The sequence below is a fragment of the uncultured Stenotrophomonas sp. genome, from assembly GCF_945952405.1.
Classification (GTDB): Bacteria; Pseudomonadota; Gammaproteobacteria; order Xanthomonadales; family Xanthomonadaceae; genus Stenotrophomonas.
In genome coordinates this window covers 190599-207536 of the sequence record NZ_CAMFIA010000001.1, presented here as the reverse complement: position 1 = coordinate 207536, position 16938 = coordinate 190599, and the positions used below count along the sequence as shown (strand labels likewise).

Annotated in this window: 22 protein-coding genes; all 22 read right to left on the bottom strand. The window is 67.0% G+C overall.

The annotated features are described in order from the left end of the window. Nucleotides 1-3: 3 nt before the first annotated feature. On the bottom strand, nucleotides 4-423 hold the full coding sequence (locus Q0P60_RS00985) for a flagellar hook capping FlgD N-terminal domain-containing protein (protein WP_057499756.1): 420 nt from the start codon (nucleotides 421-423) through the stop codon (nucleotides 4-6). Further along, on the bottom strand, nucleotides 413-838 hold the full coding sequence (locus Q0P60_RS00980; protein WP_294987352.1) for a hypothetical protein: 426 nt from the start codon (nucleotides 836-838) through the stop codon (nucleotides 413-415). The genes Q0P60_RS00985 and Q0P60_RS00980 overlap by 11 nt, the downstream gene beginning before the upstream one ends. 292 nt (nucleotides 839-1130) lie before the next feature. Then, nucleotides 1131-1583 carry a hypothetical protein gene (locus Q0P60_RS00975; protein ID WP_294987350.1) on the bottom strand — a complete coding sequence of 151 codons (453 nt, stop codon included), beginning with the start codon at nucleotides 1581-1583 and terminating at the stop codon, nucleotides 1131-1133. Beyond that, nucleotides 1580-2896 carry a FliI/YscN family ATPase gene (locus Q0P60_RS00970; RefSeq protein ID WP_294987348.1) on the bottom strand — a complete coding sequence of 439 codons (1317 nt, stop codon included), beginning with the start codon at nucleotides 2894-2896 and terminating at the stop codon, nucleotides 1580-1582. The genes Q0P60_RS00975 and Q0P60_RS00970 overlap by 4 nt, the downstream gene beginning before the upstream one ends. Next, nucleotides 2893-3546: a FliH/SctL family protein gene (locus tag Q0P60_RS00965; protein WP_294987346.1), complete on the bottom strand. Its 654-nt coding sequence runs from the start codon at nucleotides 3544-3546 to the stop codon at nucleotides 2893-2895. Before Q0P60_RS00965 ends, Q0P60_RS00970 begins: the two co-directional genes overlap by 4 nt. Beyond that, nucleotides 3543-3989, bottom strand: a complete 447-nt coding sequence (locus tag Q0P60_RS00960; RefSeq protein WP_294987345.1) for a hypothetical protein — start codon at nucleotides 3987-3989, stop codon at nucleotides 3543-3545. Before Q0P60_RS00960 ends, Q0P60_RS00965 begins: the two co-directional genes overlap by 4 nt. Then, nucleotides 3986-5374, bottom strand: a complete 1389-nt coding sequence (gene fliF, locus Q0P60_RS00955) for a flagellar basal-body MS-ring/collar protein FliF (RefSeq protein WP_294987343.1) — start codon at nucleotides 5372-5374, stop codon at nucleotides 3986-3988. The genes Q0P60_RS00960 and fliF overlap by 4 nt, the downstream gene beginning before the upstream one ends. Nucleotides 5375-5408: 34 nt before the next feature. Then, nucleotides 5409-5705 carry a flagellar hook-basal body complex protein FliE gene (fliE, locus tag Q0P60_RS00950; RefSeq protein ID WP_294987341.1) on the bottom strand — a complete coding sequence of 99 codons (297 nt, stop codon included), beginning with the start codon at nucleotides 5703-5705 and terminating at the stop codon, nucleotides 5409-5411. Then, nucleotides 5705-6097, bottom strand: coding sequence for a flagellar basal body rod C-terminal domain-containing protein (locus Q0P60_RS00945; RefSeq protein ID WP_294987339.1), 393 nt, complete (start codon nucleotides 6095-6097; stop codon nucleotides 5705-5707). Before Q0P60_RS00945 ends, fliE begins: the two co-directional genes overlap by 1 nt. Before the next feature lie 2 nt (nucleotides 6098-6099). After that, on the bottom strand, nucleotides 6100-6462 hold the full coding sequence (locus Q0P60_RS00940) for a hypothetical protein (protein ID WP_294987337.1): 363 nt from the start codon (nucleotides 6460-6462) through the stop codon (nucleotides 6100-6102). 18 nt (nucleotides 6463-6480) lie between these two features. After that, entirely contained in the window at nucleotides 6481-7596 is a 1116-nt protein-coding gene (locus Q0P60_RS00935) for a flagellar basal body P-ring protein FlgI (protein WP_294987335.1), read from the bottom strand. Further along, nucleotides 7593-8168, bottom strand: coding sequence for a flagellar basal body L-ring protein FlgH (locus Q0P60_RS00930; protein WP_294987333.1), 576 nt, complete (start codon nucleotides 8166-8168; stop codon nucleotides 7593-7595). The genes Q0P60_RS00935 and Q0P60_RS00930 overlap by 4 nt, the downstream gene beginning before the upstream one ends. Continuing rightward, nucleotides 8161-8859, bottom strand: coding sequence for a flagellar basal body P-ring formation chaperone FlgA (gene flgA, locus Q0P60_RS00925; RefSeq protein ID WP_294987331.1), 699 nt, complete (start codon nucleotides 8857-8859; stop codon nucleotides 8161-8163). Before flgA ends, Q0P60_RS00930 begins: the two co-directional genes overlap by 8 nt. A 2-nt stretch (nucleotides 8860-8861) precedes the next feature. Then, a complete protein-coding gene (locus Q0P60_RS00920; protein WP_294987329.1) occupies nucleotides 8862-9641 on the bottom strand; it encodes a flagellar hook-basal body complex protein in 780 nt (259 codons plus the stop codon). A gap of 16 nt (nucleotides 9642-9657) precedes the next feature. After that, a complete protein-coding gene (locus Q0P60_RS00915) occupies nucleotides 9658-10338 on the bottom strand; it encodes a flagellar hook basal-body protein (protein ID WP_117309226.1) in 681 nt (226 codons plus the stop codon). Between the two features lie 7 nt (nucleotides 10339-10345). Further along, entirely contained in the window at nucleotides 10346-12406 is a 2061-nt protein-coding gene (flhA, locus tag Q0P60_RS00910; protein WP_294987325.1) for a flagellar biosynthesis protein FlhA, read from the bottom strand. Next, nucleotides 12403-13470 (bottom strand): EscU/YscU/HrcU family type III secretion system export apparatus switch protein, encoded by a 1068-nt coding sequence (locus tag Q0P60_RS00905; protein WP_294987323.1) that lies wholly within the window; start codon nucleotides 13468-13470, stop codon nucleotides 12403-12405. Before Q0P60_RS00905 ends, flhA begins: the two co-directional genes overlap by 4 nt. Continuing rightward, a complete protein-coding gene (locus Q0P60_RS00900) occupies nucleotides 13467-14231 on the bottom strand; it encodes a flagellar biosynthetic protein FliR (protein WP_294987321.1) in 765 nt (254 codons plus the stop codon). Before Q0P60_RS00900 ends, Q0P60_RS00905 begins: the two co-directional genes overlap by 4 nt. A 3-nt stretch (nucleotides 14232-14234) precedes the next feature. Continuing rightward, nucleotides 14235-14480 carry a flagellar biosynthetic protein FliQ gene (locus Q0P60_RS00895; protein ID WP_223224811.1) on the bottom strand — a complete coding sequence of 82 codons (246 nt, stop codon included), beginning with the start codon at nucleotides 14478-14480 and terminating at the stop codon, nucleotides 14235-14237. A 36-nt stretch (nucleotides 14481-14516) separates the two neighbouring features. Next, the gene (locus Q0P60_RS00890) at nucleotides 14517-15656 is read right to left on the bottom strand and encodes a tetratricopeptide repeat protein (protein WP_294987318.1); all 1140 of its coding nucleotides are present in this window, start codon (nucleotides 15654-15656) and stop codon (nucleotides 14517-14519) included. Between the two features lie 182 nt (nucleotides 15657-15838). Further along, nucleotides 15839-16159: a hypothetical protein gene (locus tag Q0P60_RS00885; RefSeq protein WP_294987316.1), complete on the bottom strand. Its 321-nt coding sequence runs from the start codon at nucleotides 16157-16159 to the stop codon at nucleotides 15839-15841. A 65-nt stretch (nucleotides 16160-16224) separates the two neighbouring features. Continuing rightward, nucleotides 16225-16782 carry a tetratricopeptide repeat protein gene (locus Q0P60_RS00880; RefSeq protein WP_294987314.1) on the bottom strand — a complete coding sequence of 186 codons (558 nt, stop codon included), beginning with the start codon at nucleotides 16780-16782 and terminating at the stop codon, nucleotides 16225-16227. Nucleotides 16783-16938: the final 156 nt, after the last annotated feature.

The following is a 16938-nucleotide window of genomic DNA, read 5'->3' as shown; positions in this document are numbered from 1 at the left end:
GGGTCAGGGTTTGACGAGGGAGATCTGCGACAGGCGGATGCCTGTGCTGACTGATCCGGTGGCATCGCGCACGCTCAGCTCCGGACCGGCGCTGCCAAACTGCACCGCCACCACCGTGCCCGAGCGGGTCACCCCCAGATTGGTCAGGTCCACCTGGCGATTGAGCAGGCCCACGGCCTGGTCGGAGGCACTCATCGCCAGCATCGACGCGGTGTTCTCGCTGAGTTGGCGGGATTGTTCCAGTGCTGAGAACTGCGCCAGCTGGGCCAGGAACTCGCGGTTGTCGACCGGCTCCAGCGGGTCCTGGAACTGCAGCTGTGCAAGGAACAGGCGGATGAAATCTTCCTGGTCGATCGTACTGCTCTGTGCCAGTGCGGAGTTCTGCTGGGTGCCCAGTGAGCTTCCGATTGCATCAACGGCCATGCATATCTCCGGTCGGTTGAGGATAGGTGGGGGTTGCACGCCAAAGCTCGCGTGCATTGATGACGATCCGCTGCAGCTGCAGACCGTGTTGTCCTGCGAATGCCAGCAACCGCTCTGCAAGCACCTGCGCATCCTGCGCATCCAGGCGGTAATCGCGGATGCGAATGCTCAGCCCCTCGCCTGCGGTCCTGCCCCAGCGCAGCAGGCGCGCCTGCCATCGCTCGCCCAGGGCAGACAGCGCAGCGCTGGCGTCCACGGCATCGGCAGCGGTAGAGGCTGCAGTGAGCCGCGCGTTCGGAGCGGCGACGGCAGCGAACGCGCTCTTGCCGGACATGGCAGCCACCGCCGGCGCGGGGTTGGCAGCGGCCATGCCCTGGGTACCTGCGGAGGAACCGGTGTATGCCGCGAGAGGCATGCGCGAGGGCTGCATCGCTTCTGCAGCCACTCGTGTGCCGGCAAGCATCTGCGACAACGCGTTGTTGGGCAGCAGCTGCCACGCCAGCAGCATGGCCTGGCCAGCGCCATGCTCGTCGGAAGCCGCGATGTCGCACGCGATGGGCCCAGCGTCCCCAGGGGTTTCAGGATCTGGACGCGGTGGACTGGCGTCCACGGACTCGCGGAAATCACGCGCAGGGCTGGCCGCGGAGGGGCGGGCGGGGCGCGGCACCGCATCGGGCTCGCGTGCCCCCATGCCCGCTGGCATGCGTTCAATCATGCGGGCCTCCGCGCAGGCGGCCACGCAACTCCACCAGCGAATCGAAGACATGCTTCTCGGCCGCGTCACGTTCGATCGCAACCACACGCGTTGCGCGGTGCGCTACCGCGCGGGCCATGCGGTGCGCCGTTTCGTGCTGCTCGCGCGCGACCTGGGCATCATCCTCGGCGTGCTGCAGGCGCTGTTGGCACACCTGCACGTCCCGCCATGCGGCGTCCTCCATGCCCGCACTCGCGGTCAAGCGCGCCAGATCCAGCAGTGGACTCTGCAGTAGCCCCCGGCGCTGCTCGCTGGCCGCCTGCGCACGGTCCTGAACGGTCGCGACCGCAGCTGTCGCCTCCGCAACCACGCGCAACGCCAACTGGCGGGCCAGCGCAGCGCGGTCTTCACCGAAACTGCGCCAGCGCTGCAGCGCATGCAGGCCCTTGCTGCGCGGGACGCTCATGCCGCCCCCTGCAATGCGGCTGCCAGGCGGCGGTAGGCCGCTTCGCGCGGGGTCGCCTCGCTGGGCGGCTGTTGCAGCACGGCTTCAAGATGCGGCCGCTGCTCGATGACCCGGTCCAGCGCCGGATTGGCGCCCTTCTGGTGTGCCCCCAGCTCGATCAGGTCGCGCGACGCTTCATACAGCGCCAGGTGGCGTCGCGCTTCACGTGCCAGTGCCAGCTCATCACTGCTGGCCACCGCATCCATCACCCGGCTGGCACTGTGCAGCACATCGATGGCCGGATGGTGTCCGCGCGCGGCCAGGTCCCGCGACAGCACGACGTGGCCGTCGAGAATGGCGCGCATATGGTCGGTCACCGGCTCATTCATGTCATCGCCCTCCACCAGCACGCTATAGATGCCTGTGATCGAGCCACCCGTCTGCAGCTTTCCGCAGCGCTCGAGCATTCGTGGCAGCTGCGCGAACACCGATGGCGTATACCCACGGAACGTGGGTGGCTCGCCGACCGCCAGGCCGATCTCGCGCTGCGCCATCGCAAAGCGGGTCATCGAATCGACCACCAGCAGCACCGAACGACCGCTGTCGCGGAAGTACTCGGCCACGGCGTGGGCAGCGTGGGCCGCATGCACGCGGGTCACGGCCGTCTCATCGGCGGTCGCCACCATCACCACCGACCGGCGCAGTCCGGTATCGCCCAGGGAGTGGCGCAGGAAGTCGCCCACCTCGCGCCCGCGCTCGCCGATCAGGGCAAGCACGGTCACGTCGGCCTGTACCTCCCGTGCAAGTGCCCCCAGCAACGTGCTTTTGCCAACACCGCTGCCGGCGAAGACGCCGATCCGCTGGCCTTCGCCCAGGGTCAACAGGGTGTCGACCGCACGGATGCCCGTGGCCAACGGCGTGTCGATCGGCGCACGGTGCAGGGGATTGATCGGCGTCCGGCGCAACGCGTAGCGTTGCGCGCACTGCAGCGGCCGGCCGTCGATCGGCTCGCAGAGTGCGTTCACCACGCGGCCAAGCAGGGCGTCGCCGACCGGCACTTCCAGGGTACGCTCGCAGGCACGGATTTCCTGCCCCGGAGCCAGGCCGTCGATCTCGCCGAACGGCATCAGCTGGGTGCGCCCCTGGCGAAACCCGACCACCTCGGCCAGGATCGGTGCACGCCCATCGCGGTCGATATGGCACAACTCGCCTACACCGACCTCGGGGCCATGCGCCTCGATCACCAAGCCGTTATAGGACACCACCTGGCCGAGGCGACGCACCATCGGCGCCGCGGCAATGGCCTCAAGCAGGGGGTCCCAGGCAACCGTCATTGCGCGTCCCCTGCGCTGGCCAGTCCCTGCAGGAAGGCGGTACGCAACGCATCCAGACGCACATCCAGCCCCGCATCGTCGATCCCCAGCGGACTTTCGATCCGGCACTGGCCCGGCTGCAGGCGCGCGTCCGCTTCGATGAGGATCTCCGCGCTGGCCAACGCCTGCGCGTACGGCACGTCCAGCGGAGGCAGCCGCAGCCGCAACGGGCGCTGCTTCTGCTCGGCCAGTGCCTGCCGGCAGGCCTGCGCGATACGCTCTTCGGCAGGCAGCGTATCCAGTACGCGAAGCATGGCGGCATAAGCCAGTTGTGCCGCCGTTGCCAGCGTGGCGCGTTCCAGTTCAGCGAGCTGCGTGGGGAGCTGCAGCGACCACTGCGCCAGTCGTGCACGCTCATCCTGCAGTTCCGCCAGGGCCTGGGCGTGACGCTGCTGGCAAGCCAGTTCCGCAGCAGCCACCGCATCACGGATCTGCGCATCGGCCTGGCGCATGCCTTCGGCATGGCCGGCTTCGCGTGCTTCCTGCAACCGCTGCAGGCGCTCCTGCTCCGGATCGATACCGATCACAGGCGACGCCATCGCTTCGGCGGGCGCGAACAACGTCCCCAGCCTTACCACCCTGGGCTCATCGGCAGGCAGTCGCTGGATCATGCGGCGCGCTCCACCGCGGCCAACTGCATCGCCTCTGCCTTGAGTGCATGGGCCAGGCGCGGCGGCAGCGCGGGCACCCTGCCCAGCTCGCGCGCCACCGCCGCACCGCGTGACGGCTCCAGCAGCGACACGCAGAACGATCGATCCAGCTCCCCCCAGGCCGCCAGTACGCGTGCGTACCAGGCATCCGGCAGGTGCGCCGCCAGTCCCATCAACTGCTCTACATCCAGCGACGTTTCGCTGGTGAGTCCAACCACTTCGTCGGCCAGCAGCGCCTGGGCAAGCTCGGCGATGGGCAGGCGCAACGCCTGCAGCTCACCCACCAGTCGCTTGATCCGGGATGCTGCGGCCGGTGGCAGCTGGGCAAGCAGCTGGCGCCGGTCAGACGCCGCCAGCGTGGCCAGCATCAGGGCGCACTTGCGTTCGCCGCGCGAACTGTTCATGGCGCGCCCCCCTCGGCCAACCAGCCACGCATCCTGGCCAGAACGGCGTCCCGTTCGGTGCGGCTCAATCGCTTCGGGCGTCGTTGCGTAGCCAGGATCGCAATCCCGCCCAGCAAGGCACCGGCAACGGCGATCAGGGCCCAACGGATCCAGGGGGTCGATGCCACCGTCTTCTTCACCGGCGATGCCGGCTGGGAGGATGGCGGGGTCTGCGTTGCACCCAGCGCAGTGACGGCACGGGCCGCGCCGGGTGAGGCATCCCAGCGCTGGCCGCGGCCAAGCCGCGATACCGCAAGTCGGTCTCCCCGCACCTCGTTGATGCCGGCTGCGGCGGCGACCAGCGCGCGGATCCGCTCGACCTCGCTGTCGTCCAGGTTCGGCGGCAGGATGACCGCCACGGACAGCGTCTCGATCCGGCCCGGCGCGCGGGCGATCTCCTGGCGCGCGGTACCGTGCACGAAGGTGGACTCCTCCTCGTTCTGGTTCTGCCCGCCCTCGCTGCCGCCTGAGTGGCTGACCCGCTTGTTGGCAAGCAGGCCGTTGCCATCGCCCCCCTGCGCCAGCGGCCGTTCGCTCACTTCACGAACCGCGTCGAAGTTGAGGGTGGCCTCCACCGACACACGGAATTCTTCGTCATGCAGGACCTGCCCCAGCAGATCCACGATGCGTGCCTGCAGGCGGTTCTCCAGCCGCTGGTCTTCTTCGGCATGTCCCTGCAGATCGGCATCGTTGGCGCCATCCGCGCTTGCGGCTGCAAGCAGACCACCATCGGAATCCAGCACCGAGACCTGGGTCGGCGCCAGGCCCTCCACCGATGCGGCCACCAGGCTGCGTACACCATTGATCTGCTTGCGGGTCAGGCGCTGGCCCGGCTCCAGTGCCAGTGCGACAGACGCCTTCGAGTCATCATGCTGATCGGCGAACAGGCCAGGACGGCGGATGGTGAGGTGCACGCGCGCACTGGTGACACCGGGAAGCGCGGCGATGGTACGTTCGATCTCGCCCTGCAGGGCGCGTTGGTAATTGACCCGCTGCGCGAACTCGGTGACACCGAAGTCCGAATCGTCGAACAGCTCGAAGCCGACGTGCCCCCCACGCGGCACTCCGGCCGAAACCAACCGCATGCGGGTGTCATACACCTGATCGGCCGCTACGGTGATGCCGGCGCCGCCGTCCGTGATGGTGTGTGGCACCTTCCATTCGTTGAGCGACGCCACCACCTCGGCAGCATCGCGTTCATTCATGTTGCCGAACAGCAGCTGCTGCCGGGGCGTCATCACCCACCACAGGGTCGCAATGGTCAGCGCCAGCAGCGCGACGATGCCGATGATCAGGCCAATCCGCGCCGGGCGCTGCAACGAAAGATAGAAATTCCTGGGATCCATGGACTCGGCTTGATAGATGGGAGTGAGCAGTGGCTTACAGCTGGATCCGCGCCAGTTCCTGGTAGGCCTCTACCAGGCGGTTGCGCACTTCGGTGGCCAGGCTGAGATCCAGGCGTGCCTGTTCCAGTGCGATCATCACTTCGTGCACCGGCACGTCACGTCCGGCGGCGAGTGCGCGGACCCCGGTCTCGGCTACATCCAGGCTGTGCTCGACATGCCCAACGCCACTGGCAAGCCATCCGGAGAAGTCCGCCGCAGGTGTGGTCGGCGCCGATATGGCCAGACTCTGTCCCTGTTCCAGCCCGATTGGGCCGATTGCCTCGATGCTCATCACTTGGCCCCGATTTCAAGCGAGCGCAGCATCATGCTGCGCAGCAGGTTGAACGAACGTACGTTGGCCTCATAGCCTCGGCTGGCAGTCATCAGCGTGGTCATTTCCTGTACCAGGTCGACCTGCGGAAAACGTACCTGGCCGTTGCTGTCGGCCAACGGATTACCGGGGTCATGGACCACCCGGGTAGCCGCCGGTGCCTGCTGCAGCGTGCCGCCCTGCCCCAACCAGTGGCCGAACGAGCTGCCATTGCCGACCTGCCACAGCGTCACCTCCTGGCCAGCAGGCACCGCGACGTTGGCGGCCGCGATATTGCGGCTGGCGGCATCCAGGCGCAGCCGCTCGTAGTTCAGGCCGTCGCGGGCCACATCCAGTAATGAATCGATCGGCATGCTCAGTTCCTCCCGACCACAGCCAGGCGCATCAAGCCGAACTGCCGGTTCAGCGCTTCGGTCAGCGACTGGAAGCCCACGCCCACCCCCACCAGCTCGCCAACCTGCGCATCCAGGTTCAACGGTGTTTCCAGCGGACGAATGTCCGGCTCACGCACCTGCGCAATCGCCTGCCGCAGGCCATCACTCCGGCCCTCCACGGCTGCATCAAGCATCAGCTGGTACTGCGAGAAATCGGCGCGCAGTGCCAATGCACCGGGCATCGAAGCGTTGGCGATGTTGGAATTGGCGATCTCGGCCCGGCTCTGGTACATGCCCAGCGCCAGCCGGATCGCGTCGATGGTGGTCTCACTGCTGGACATCATCAGCGCTCCTGAGTGCAGTTACTGGATGACAAGCTCGCCGTCGAGCGAACCGGCGGCCTTGATCGATTGAAGGACGGCAATGACGTCGCGCGTGCTCAGATGCACCGCGCGCAGCGCCGAGATCAGGTCGGCGACGGTGGCACCTTCAGGGATGCGTACCAGCGGTGCCTCAGGATCTTCGGCCTTGATCGTGGTGCTGGGCACCACCGCCGTGGCAATGCTGTGCCCAGGGCGGTAGTAGATGCCGTCCGGCTGGGACACCTGGTACTCGGTACGGATCTCCACGCGCAGGCCGGCATGCGAGATGCCAACCTGGCCCAGGCGCACGTCGCCACCGGCGACAACGGTGCCGGTGCGCTCGTTGACCACCACCCGCGCCGGCCTGTCCTGGACCACGGAAAGGTTCTCCAGATGCGCGATGCGCTCCACCAGATCGGCCGGCGGCGAGGCAAATGACACCGTGACCTTGCCCGCATGCGCCGCACGTACCGTCGATGACGGTTCGGCACTGCGGATCACACTGGCGATGCGGCTGGCGTTGGTGAAGTCGGGTTCGTTGAGCAGGATGCTCAGCTCACGTCCTTCTCCGGCTACCGGCAATGGCGATGCCCGTTCGATGCTGGCTCCGGATGGAATCCAGCCCACCGTCGGGTGGTTCTTCTGCAGCGATGCGGTAACCCCCTGGAACTGGTAGCCGCCCACCGAAATCGCTCCCTGCGCCATTGCATACAGTCGGCCATCGGCGGCCATCAACGGCGTCAGCATCAGCGTGCCGCCGGTCAAACTGCGCGCATCGCCGGACGAGGCGACCTGCACATCCACCATCTGCCCAGGTTCGGCAAACGGCGGCAGTTTGGCGGTGACGATCACCGCAGCCACATTGCGGCTGGCGATATCGTCCTCGGCCACGTTGACGCCGAAGTTGCGCAGGGTATTGGCCACCGACTGCACGGTGGCGCGGTTGCGCTGGGAGTCACCGGATCCCGACAGGCCAAACACCAGGCCGTAGCCGGTCAGCTGGTTCTCGCGAACGCCGGCCACGCGGGCGATATCCTTCACCTTCACTGCGCCGGCGTGGGCCCACCCGGCCTGGCACAAGGCGGCCACCAGTACTGCTGCGATCGTGATCCTCACATCAACCTCAGCCACTTGAAGAGTCGGTAGATCGCACTCTGGCGCTGGGATTCGCTGACGATGCCCACGCCATCCAGTTCCAGTTCGGCATTGGCGATGCGGTTGGACCACACCGTGTTCTGCGCTGACACGTCCTGCGGGCGCACCAGGCCTTTCAGCCGGATGCGCTGGTTCTCGCCGTTGACGGTCAATGTCTGCATACCCTCGATGCGCAGGCTGCCATCGGGCTCCAGCGCAACCACCTGCACCGAAACCTGGGTCCGCAGCTCCCCCACTCGCGTGGTTTGGGCGCCACCGGAATTGCTGCCGCCCACGCCGGCATCGGCGTTGAAATCGGTGCTGGGCGAACGCAATCCCGCACTGAGCTCAAGCCTGCTGGACGCGTCGGTGGCCGCTTGCGATTTGGCCCGGGTCGCTTCGGCAACGTACACGGTAATGACATCACCCAGGCGATAGGCCCGATGGTCTGCCGCCAGCGCGCGGTACCGTTCGGGCTCAACCAGGCTCTGTGCCTGTGCGGCCTGGGTCGCCAGCAAAGCGCCCAGCAGGGCGGCAACAGCCTGTCTATTCATCGATCACCACCTCTGCCGGAGCGCTGACCCGTGCCTGCACTGCCCGCTGCGATCCCTGCGGACGCACCTGGATGCGCTCACCCAGCCGTCCACTGGCCAGTGCCGTTCCTGCCACTACGATGCGGACGGCACCCCGCTCCACTGCCAGAGTCACCTGCTGCTGTGCCGCAACCTCGGGTGCAGCCGTAAGATCCTCGGCCAGCACCGGACGACCGGCATGCACCGCGCGCCGCAGTCGCTTGCCCCGCACATCGGCCAGCGTGGCAATCGCGGGCCCTTCGCAACAGGCCATATCGATGCGGACGGGCGTTGCCTGCAGCTTCTCCGCCGGAACCATCGCCGGATAGTCGTTGCTGTAGGCCAGCACTTCGCGCAGGTCGCTCGCTGCAAGCCATACGGTGACAAGGCGGCGCGTGCCCCTCGAATCGGTAAGGCGCACCGGGACCGAGGCGCGCGCACGTGGCCAGCGCCCGGCAACCGTACCCACCTCGACCTCGGGATCGGCACCAACACCGGTAACGTCCGCCACGCGGCCCAGCACCGACACGATCGCGCTACTGCCCTGTGCCTGCAGGCGTGCCTGCACTGTCTCCACCACGCGGGCAGCCAGGTACTGGCCTGACAATGGCGCAGGCGTGGAGTGGGCGGCGGTCGGCGACGCCAGGGCAAGCATCAGGATCAAGGAGTGCATGATCAGCGGCGCAGGTTGTTGATGGTTTCCAGGACCTGATCTGCGGCCTGCAGCACACGCGCATTGAGCTGATAGGCGCGCTGTGCCATCACCAGGCTGGACATCTCTTCGATCATCTGGACGTTGGCCATTTCCACGTAGCCCTGCTGCAGCTTGCCGCTGCCGGCCTCACCGGGTACCGCGTAGCTGGGCGAGCCGGCGGCAACGGTGGCGGTAAAGCGGTTGTCGCCCACCGACTGCAGGGCATCGGTGGCACCGAATACTGCCACCTCAATCGCGCCCAGCACGGTGCGCTGGGTCTCGCCCGGCATCAGCACCGAGACCTCGCCAGCGCTGGATACCTCCAGCTTGGTCGCATCGAGCGGGATCTGCGGGGCATTTGCCAGGCGGGCGCCCTGCAGGGTGCGCAGGCTGCCTTCGGCGTCAAGCCTGAACTGGCCGTCGCGGGTGTAGGCAACGCTGCCGTCGTCAAGCTCCAGCTCGAACAGCCCGGAGCCGTTGATCGCCAGATCCAGCGGATTACCGGTCGCGCGGATATCGCCGGTCTCGAACTCGGCCAGGGTGGCACTGATCCGGGTGCCACCCGGCATCGCCTGCGCGGGTGCTGCCGGCAACGTGGCATCGAGGGCCGGTGGCATCGCGGCACCGGCCACGTCGGCGAAGTTGACCCGGCTGCGCTTGAAGCCCGGAGTCTGCATGTTGGCGACGTTGTTGGAGATCACGTCGATCTGTTTCTGCTCGCTGCGCAAGCCGCTGGCGGCGATGTAGAGGGCATCGATCATCTGGGTCGCTCCGTACTCAGTTGTTGCCAAGGTTGTTGATGCCCCGATCCAGCATCTGGTCGTAGGTGCTGATGGCGCGGCGAACCGAATCGATGTGGCGGGTGGTTTCCATCAGGCGCAGCATTTCGTCGGCCGCCTCGACGTTGGCGCGCTCAAGAGCCCCCTGCACCACCTTGCCTTCCCACGGATGCAGTTCGCCGCTGTAGTCATAGGTTCCTGCGCCCAGCGGCGACACCGCGGCCGGATCGGCTGTCGCCACCAGGCGCAGCTGGTCCACTTCCTGCTCTTCCACCCACAGGCGCCCGTCACCGTCCACGCGGACGCTGGCGGCCTGCCCCCCCGGAATCACGATCGGTCCGGCGCTGCCGACCACGGCTTCCCCGTTGGCTGTCATCAGCTGCCCGGCCTCGCCGATGCGCAGGGCACCCGAGCGCGCCAGCATGGCCCGCCCCTCGCGCTCCACCACGAAAAAGCCCTCGCCACGCAAGGCAAGGTCAAGCGCCCGGCCGGTCTGTGCAAGCCCACCATCACGCTGATCGGCCACGGTGCGCAGCCCGGCCTGGGCGGCGAAATCCGGAGCGGTGCGCAAGGCGCGGTAGCCGGGTGTATGCGCGTTGGCCACGTTCTGGCTGATGGTGGCCAGGGTCCTGACTTCGGCAGCAAGGCTGCGGCTGATCGCTTCAAGCGTGTCGGTCATACGGGCCTCAGTGGGACTGGATCGCGGCGAAGGAGCGGACCGGCAGCGTGGCCGGCACTTCGTTCAGGCCCAGCACCGCCAGATACGGCATCGAACGCACCAGCAACGCCCGTAGCGAGCGTCGCGCCGGCGAGGGGCACAACAGCACCGGCACCAGGCTGCGGCCCATCATCGATTCGGCCTGGCTGGCCAGGTTCTTCATGAAGCCGTCCAGCTGCGCCATATCACCGAACAGCGAGCCGGCGCGACCGTCAACCGGGCGCAGGTTGGCCAGCAGGGTGCGCTCGAGTTCCGGCGACAGGGTCATCACATGCAGATCGCCCTGCGCATCGCGCAGGCTCTGGCAGATCGCCGCACCGAGCCGCTCACGCACCCGCTCGGCCAGCTCATCGGGTTGCTTGGTGGTGCGGCCGGCATCAACCAGCACTTCCAGGATCGCTTCCAGATGGCGGATGCTGACCTGCTCGCGCAGCAGGTGCTGCAGTACCTTCTGGATCTCCGAATAGGTCAGGACGCCGGGTACCAGCTCCTCGACCAGCGAGCCCTGCTGCTCGCGCAAGCGGTTGACCATGCGTTCGGCCTCGGCGCGGGTCAGCAGATCTGCGCAATGGCGCTTGATCAGCTCACTCAGATGGGTGATCACCACCGTATCGGCATCCACCAGGGTATAGCCGACGCTGCGCGCGTGCTGACGCTGCTCCTTGCTGATCCACTGCGCGGGCAGTCCATACGCCGGATCCCGGGTCTCCGCCCCCTCCAGGCGCGCACGGTTGCCGCCCGGGTTGATGGCCAGCACACGATCGATCGTCAGCTCACCCTGCCCCGCCCGGGTGCCCTGGAAGTGGATCTCATAGGCGTTGCCGCGCAGCTCCGATCGCCGGCTGGTCTGCACGCGCGGCACCAAGAAGCCCATGTCCTGCGCGAACTGCCGACGCACATGCGCGATGCGATCGGCCAGGTCGCCATCATCCCCCAGGAAAGCATCGGCGAGCTCGGCACCGAGGCGGATCTCGATCGGTTCGATGCGCATCCAGTCGCTGCCGTCTTCGCCGGCCTTGGCCGCTGCCGTGGCTTCCACCTGCTCCTGCGCCATCTCCGCGACATCGCCTGCACGCGCCCGTATCGCCGCCCAGCCCAGGCCACCCAGCACCAGCAGGACCGCAATCACTGGCAGCTTGGGGAAGCCCGGCAGCAGCAAGACCAGGAGCAGCACGACGGCCACGATCGCCAGCGCCTTCGGGTTGGCCATCACCTGCCTGGGAATCTCGGTGCCCAGCTGCGCGTCGGCGGCAGCGCGGGTGATGATGATGCCGGTGGCCACCGCGATGACCAGCGACGGAATCTGGGTGACGATACCGTCGCCGATGGTCATCAACGTGAAGTGCTGCACCGCCTCGCCCCAGGGCAGGCCCAGCTGCGCGATGCCGATGGCAAGGCCGCCGATGATGTTGGTGAGGATGATGATGATGCCGGCGATCGCATCGCCCTTGACGAACTTGGTGGCGCCGTCCATCGCGCCGTAGAAGTTGGCTTCCTTCTCGATCTGTGCGCGGCGCTGACGTGCCTCGTGCTCATCGATCAGCCCCATGTTCATGTCGGCATCGATGCTCATCTGCTTGCCGGGCATCGAATCCAGGGTAAAACGGGCGGCGACTTCCGCCACGCGCTGCGCACCGGAGGTGACCACCACGTATTGCACGACCACCAGGATCAGGAACACCACGATGCCGACGATGTAATTGCCGCCAATCACGAACTCGCCGATCGCGTTGATCACCCGGCCCGCATCGCCACCTTCCAGGATCAGGCGCGTGGCCGAGACGTTCAGCGACAACCGGAACAGCGTGGACAACAGCAGGATGGTCGGGAACGTGGAAAATTTCAGCGGCGTGTCGGTGAAGAACGTCACCAGCAGGATCAGCATGGCCATGCTGATGTTCACCACCAGCAGGAAATCCAGCAGCACCGGCGGAATCGGCACGAACAGCACCACCAGCACACCGATCACCAGCGCCACCAGCGCCAGGTCACGGCGGCCGCCCCACATCTGGCTGAGCAGCAGCTTCATGCGGATGCTCCCTTTCGCTTCCACAGCGTCCGGTACACCGGCGCCAGCTCGCCGTACAGTGCCTCGGGCACGGTGTGGTCGATGTCGCACTCCTTGTAGAGTGCGCGTGCCAACACGGGCAGGCGCATCACCGGGACCTGATGGCGGCCGGCCAGGCGGCGGATGATGGCCGCCAGCGAACCAGCGCCCTTGGCAATGACCACCGGCCCCAGCATCTTGCCCGGGCGATAGCGGAGTGCCACCGCCACATGGGTCGGGTTGGTCAGTACCACGTCGGCCTCGTGCACGCGCGCCAGTGCACGGGTCTTGCGCAGCAGCTCGCGCGATTGCTGGCGGCGCTTGGACTTGATGGCGGGATCGCCGTCGCGGCGGCGCACTTCGTCGCGCACCTCGCGCCGGCTCATGCGCATCTTGCGCATGTACTCGCGCCGGGTGAACAGCAGGTCGGCAACCGCCACCAGGCCCAACACCAGCAGCACGTACAGCGATGTCTGCACGAACATGTCGCGGAACAGTGCGCCCACGCGCTGCGGCAGCACCTGGATCACGGCTTCCGCCAGGCCCCGCGCCTTCCAGGCGAATACCGCGCATACGGCGCCCAGCAACAGGAACTTGGCGGTCATCTTGCCAAGCTCCCACAGGGTCCGCATCGAAAAGATGCGGCGCAGCGCATTGGCTGGGTTCATCCGCTTGAAGTCGGGCTTCAACGGCTGGGTGGTGAACATCGGGCCGGTCTGCAGCAGGTTGCCAAGCACGCCGGTGACCAGCAGCGCCAGCACCAGCGGCAGCACGGCCTGCCCGACCGGGCCATAGGCACGCACGGTCCAGTGCACAAACGCCGCATTGAGCTCCGGCGCGTTGCCTGCCAGGGCCAGCAGGCGCCGGGTCGCGTCGGCCAACGCAATCGCGATGCCTCCCACGGTCATGGCCAGCGCCGCCGCGAACACGACCAGCACCAGGCTGCCCGACACGTCCGCGCTCTTGGCGACCTCGCCGCGCTGTCGCGCCTGCTCAAGGTGGTGCGGGGTCGGCTGCTCGGTCTTGTCCTGATCGGGCTGGCTCATGCGCCCCCCAGCAACGACGGGATGCGCTGGAAGGCATCGCGATACAGGCGCTCGAACAACGCCGGCACGAACGGCAGCGTTGCCATCAGCATCAGCAGCGCCACGATCATCTTCACCGGCAGCACCAGAAAGTACACGTTGGCCTGCGGCATCGAGCGCGTGGCATACGCCGCACCGATGTCCACGGCAAGCAATGCCAGCACCACCGGCGCCACCATCACCAGGCCCAGCAGGAAGCTGCTGCCCAGCATGCCGAAAAGTCCGTCGGCATGCAGGCGGCCGCCCTGCCCGAGCGGAAGTACCTGCGCACTGGATACCAGCATGCGGTACAGGTCCAGGTGCAGATCCAGAGTGAAGAACAGCACCGTACCGACCAGCATCAGCAACGTGCCCAGCAGTGACTGGGTCTCGCCCTGTGCGGCCGGATTGAACAGCACCGCTGCGCTGGCACCGGCCTGGATGTCGATCAGCCAGCCGCCCATGTGCAACGCGGTCTGCGGCAACATCACCGCCAGGCCGAACGCCAGGCCCAGCATCAGCTCACCCACCGCCGCCACCACCCAGCCGAACGCTCCGCCCTGCGGCAGGGTTGCCTGCAGCGGCTGCGCCTGCACGGTCAGCCACGCCAGCACCATTGCCAGCACGATGCGCACCATCGGCGGCGCCCAGCGCAGCGGCGTCAACGATGTCATCGCTGTGGCAGGCAGGTAGCGGATCATTGCCAGCAGGAAGCTGCCGGCAAACTGGTGCAGGGCATCCATGGGCTACATTCCCGCCGCCGCTTCGAACATGCGCTTGGCAAGTTCGACCGCGATCGACAGCATCCAGCCCCCCATGGCCACGCAAACCACGCCGACGACGATGATCTTGGGGACGAAGGTGAGGGTCATTTCCTGCACCTGGGTGACCACCTGCACGATCGAGATCAACAAGCCGATGACCAGCGTGGACAGCAGCACGGGCGCCGACATTTTCAGTGCGGCGATAAGGGTGTCGATCAGCAGGCGCATGGCGAAATCAGAATCCATCTGAATGTTTCGCCCTGGTCAGTGGGGAACGAGTGTGCGGTGCAGGCGCCGCGAGAACTCGGCGACGGGCAGCGTTGTCACGCCTGAGCCTTCGAGCAGCTCAGACAGCAATGCCTGCGCGCCCTGGGCATCGCCCTGCGCCTCCAGCAGCAGGCTGCGCGCGTAGCGCGCGGTGATCGAGCCAGGTGCAAGCCGCAATGCCTTCTGGATCGACTGCTCCGCCTCGTCGTGCTCGCCCGCAAGCACCGCGACCAGTGCCAGCCCACCGTGGGTATCGCCAAAATTGCGGTCGATCGCATAGGCCTGCTGGTAGCTGCCTCGCGCGGCCTCACGCTGGCCCTGCAGCAACTGGGTCCAGGCCAATGCGTGCCACGTACCGATATGTCCCGGCATGGTCTGCACAGCATGCTCCAGGATGCTACGGGCACGCGGCAGGTCGTTTGCCATCATCGCGCACTGGCCTTGACCGGACAGGGCACGCCCGGAGTTGGGGTGGCGCTGCAGTGCGCGCTCATACATCCGCTCGGCAGCAGCCGCGTCGCGGCGCCACAACGCAAGCGTGGCCGCCACCAGCAGCGACTCATGCTGGTCCGGATCGCGGCGAAGGCCTGCATCGGCAGCCACTGCGGCCGGCTCCAGATGGTTGCCATCGAACAGTGCCAGTGCCCGCACCCCCAACGCCTGCGCGTCCTCGGGATCAAGGATCAAGGCGCCGTCAGCGTGGGCCAATGCCTGGTCATGGTCGGCCTGCATCAGGGCGATCCGGGCCGCAAGAATCAGCAACGATGCCGACGCGCCATGCGTGGTGATCGCCTGCGACACGGTCGCCTGGGCGCGCTCTGGTTGGCGCAGGCACAGCTGGCAGAAGGCGAGATCGTGGGCGATACCCGGCGCATCCGCCCCGGCTTCGATCAGGCCCTGCAACTGCTGCGCAGCCTGTGCGTAACGGCCACTGGCCAGTGCGCAGCGTGCCTGTCGGAAGGCTACCGCCGGGTGCCCGAGCGTGCTGGCGGGCAGCTCTGAAAGCACGCGATCAGCTTCGCCGACCGCGCCTTCGGCCAGCAGCAGATCCAGCAGTTCACACGCAAGTTCCGAGTTACCTGAATCCGCTGCGAGATACCCTCGCAGGCGCGCCACACGCACACCGTTGCCTTCCATGAGTGGCACGATTCCTGACGTGACTGATTGCATCTCCAGCGCACGAACGTACGCCAGCCCCTATGCTCGACATTCCCTTCTGCACCCCGGTCGTTCCCCCCGAGCCGTGAGCGCTGGGTGAAACTACAGCTGTGCAATCGCGGGTGTCAATAGGGCGTCAAGGGATTGTTGAAATCCTGAGATCAGGTCACAGAACGGATGAGCGCCTGGAACGCTTCGCGGTGTTCCTCGTTCGCCTCAAGGCTGTCCACCAGGGTGTCCAGCATCGGCTGCCATTGGCTGTACTCACGCAGCTCCGAACCCAGTTCGGCGAGCAGGACCGCGCGTATCACCCGGCGGCGTGCGGCGCGCATCGCCACCGGGTCCTGGGTATCCACGCCGCGCACCAGGCCGGCCACTTCAGCACGCAGCGAGCGGGGCGACGACGACGGCGGCGCCGAAGCAGGGGCGCCGGAATTCCCCGCACGCGCCCGCTCGCCGCGCCGGCTGAGCTCGGCGCGCATCACGGCGATCAACGGCGTTGGTAGGGAGGTCCGATCAATCGGCATGCAGCACCCGCGGCCAGCAGCTAGTTGGTGCGACCATACCCGGTCAGGAAGATCGGTGCAGGCGTGTCGATGCGCGTTGCCACCTCGGACAACGACGCAGGCGCCGAACCCGCCAGCTGGTCACGCAGACGGCGCATGTCGATGGCCAGCGCCGGCAGTGCCTGTGGCTGGGCCAGACCCTCATCCAGTTCACGCAGGGCGTCGTCCATGCGCTGGTCAGCCGCGGCATCGAGGGCCCGGGCATACGCCCCCAGCGCGTCGACCTGGGCCCGCACCGGCGCCAACATCTGTCGCGCCTCTTCGGCCCTGCCCTGCCCCATCAGCAACTGCGCGTACTGGAAGCGCGCGATGGCCAGGTCAGGGGCGGCCGCGACCACCTTGCGGAAACCCACCTCGGCCCGGTCCACCAGGCCCAGCTGGGCGTGCTGGGCCGCCAGCAGGTAGGTCGCGTTGACGTGCTCCGGTTCGCGTTCAAGCGCGGTCTTGAGCAGCACCAGCGCGTCGGCCTGGCGGTTGCCCGCGATCGCATCGATCGACAGGCGGAGTAGCTCTTCCATGTCCAGCTTTACAAAATCCATCTGCGGCTCCTGCACCAGCCAAGCTTGCGCCAAGTTCAATTCAATGAAAATCCGCGTCCGCCGATTCCAAACTCAGGAAACTCAATCCAGCCCAACTCTGTACCCAGGCCCAATCGAATCGACCAGGCCTCGATTCCGAGCCAGCTCAGGCAAGGA

Excerpts from the sequence above, each read along its gene's own strand:
- Q0P60_RS00985 (WP_057499756.1), bottom strand. The coding sequence starts at position 423 with ATGGCCGTTGATGCAATCGGAAGCTCACTGGGCACCCAGCAGAACTCC.
- Q0P60_RS00970 (WP_294987348.1), bottom strand. The coding sequence starts at position 2,896 with ATGACGGTTGCCTGGGACCCCCTGCTTGAGGCCATTGCCGCGGCGCCG.
- Q0P60_RS00885 (WP_294987316.1), bottom strand. The coding sequence starts at position 16,159 with ATGCGCGCCGAGCTCAGCCGGCGCGGCGAGCGGGCGCGTGCGGGGAAT.
- Q0P60_RS00975 (WP_294987350.1), bottom strand. The coding sequence starts at position 1,583 with ATGAGCGTCCCGCGCAGCAAGGGCCTGCATGCGCTGCAGCGCTGGCGC.
- flgA (WP_294987331.1), bottom strand. The coding sequence starts at position 8,859 with ATGCACTCCTTGATCCTGATGCTTGCCCTGGCGTCGCCGACCGCCGCC.
- Q0P60_RS00905 (WP_294987323.1), bottom strand. The coding sequence starts at position 13,470 with ATGAGCCAGCCCGATCAGGACAAGACCGAGCAGCCGACCCCGCACCAC.
- Q0P60_RS00930 (WP_294987333.1), bottom strand. The coding sequence starts at position 8,168 with ATGAATAGACAGGCTGTTGCCGCCCTGCTGGGCGCTTTGCTGGCGACC.
- Q0P60_RS00915 (WP_117309226.1), bottom strand. The coding sequence starts at position 10,338 with ATGACCGACACGCTTGAAGCGATCAGCCGCAGCCTTGCTGCCGAAGTC.
- fliF (WP_294987343.1), bottom strand. The coding sequence starts at position 5,374 with ATGGATCCCAGGAATTTCTATCTTTCGTTGCAGCGCCCGGCGCGGATT.
- Q0P60_RS00890 (WP_294987318.1), bottom strand. The coding sequence starts at position 15,656 with ATGGAAGGCAACGGTGTGCGTGTGGCGCGCCTGCGAGGGTATCTCGCA.
- Q0P60_RS00920 (WP_294987329.1), bottom strand. The coding sequence starts at position 9,641 with ATGATCGATGCCCTCTACATCGCCGCCAGCGGCTTGCGCAGCGAGCAG.
- Q0P60_RS00880 (WP_294987314.1), bottom strand. The coding sequence starts at position 16,782 with ATGGATTTTGTAAAGCTGGACATGGAAGAGCTACTCCGCCTGTCGATC.
- fliE (WP_294987341.1), bottom strand. The coding sequence starts at position 5,705 with ATGAGCATCGAGGCAATCGGCCCAATCGGGCTGGAACAGGGACAGAGT.
- Q0P60_RS00965 (WP_294987346.1), bottom strand. The coding sequence starts at position 3,546 with ATGATCCAGCGACTGCCTGCCGATGAGCCCAGGGTGGTAAGGCTGGGG.
- Q0P60_RS00940 (WP_294987337.1), bottom strand. The coding sequence starts at position 6,462 with ATGATGTCCAGCAGTGAGACCACCATCGACGCGATCCGGCTGGCGCTG.
- Q0P60_RS00960 (WP_294987345.1), bottom strand. The coding sequence starts at position 3,989 with ATGAACAGTTCGCGCGGCGAACGCAAGTGCGCCCTGATGCTGGCCACG.
- flhA (WP_294987325.1), bottom strand. The coding sequence starts at position 12,406 with ATGAAGCTGCTGCTCAGCCAGATGTGGGGCGGCCGCCGTGACCTGGCG.
- Q0P60_RS00895 (WP_223224811.1), bottom strand. The coding sequence starts at position 14,480 with ATGCGCCTGCTGATCGACACCCTTATCGCCGCACTGAAAATGTCGGCG.
- Q0P60_RS00900 (WP_294987321.1), bottom strand. The coding sequence starts at position 14,231 with ATGGATGCCCTGCACCAGTTTGCCGGCAGCTTCCTGCTGGCAATGATC.
- Q0P60_RS00980 (WP_294987352.1), bottom strand. The coding sequence starts at position 838 with ATGCCTCTCGCGGCATACACCGGTTCCTCCGCAGGTACCCAGGGCATG.
- Q0P60_RS00945 (WP_294987339.1), bottom strand. The coding sequence starts at position 6,097 with ATGCCGATCGATTCATTACTGGATGTGGCCCGCGACGGCCTGAACTAC.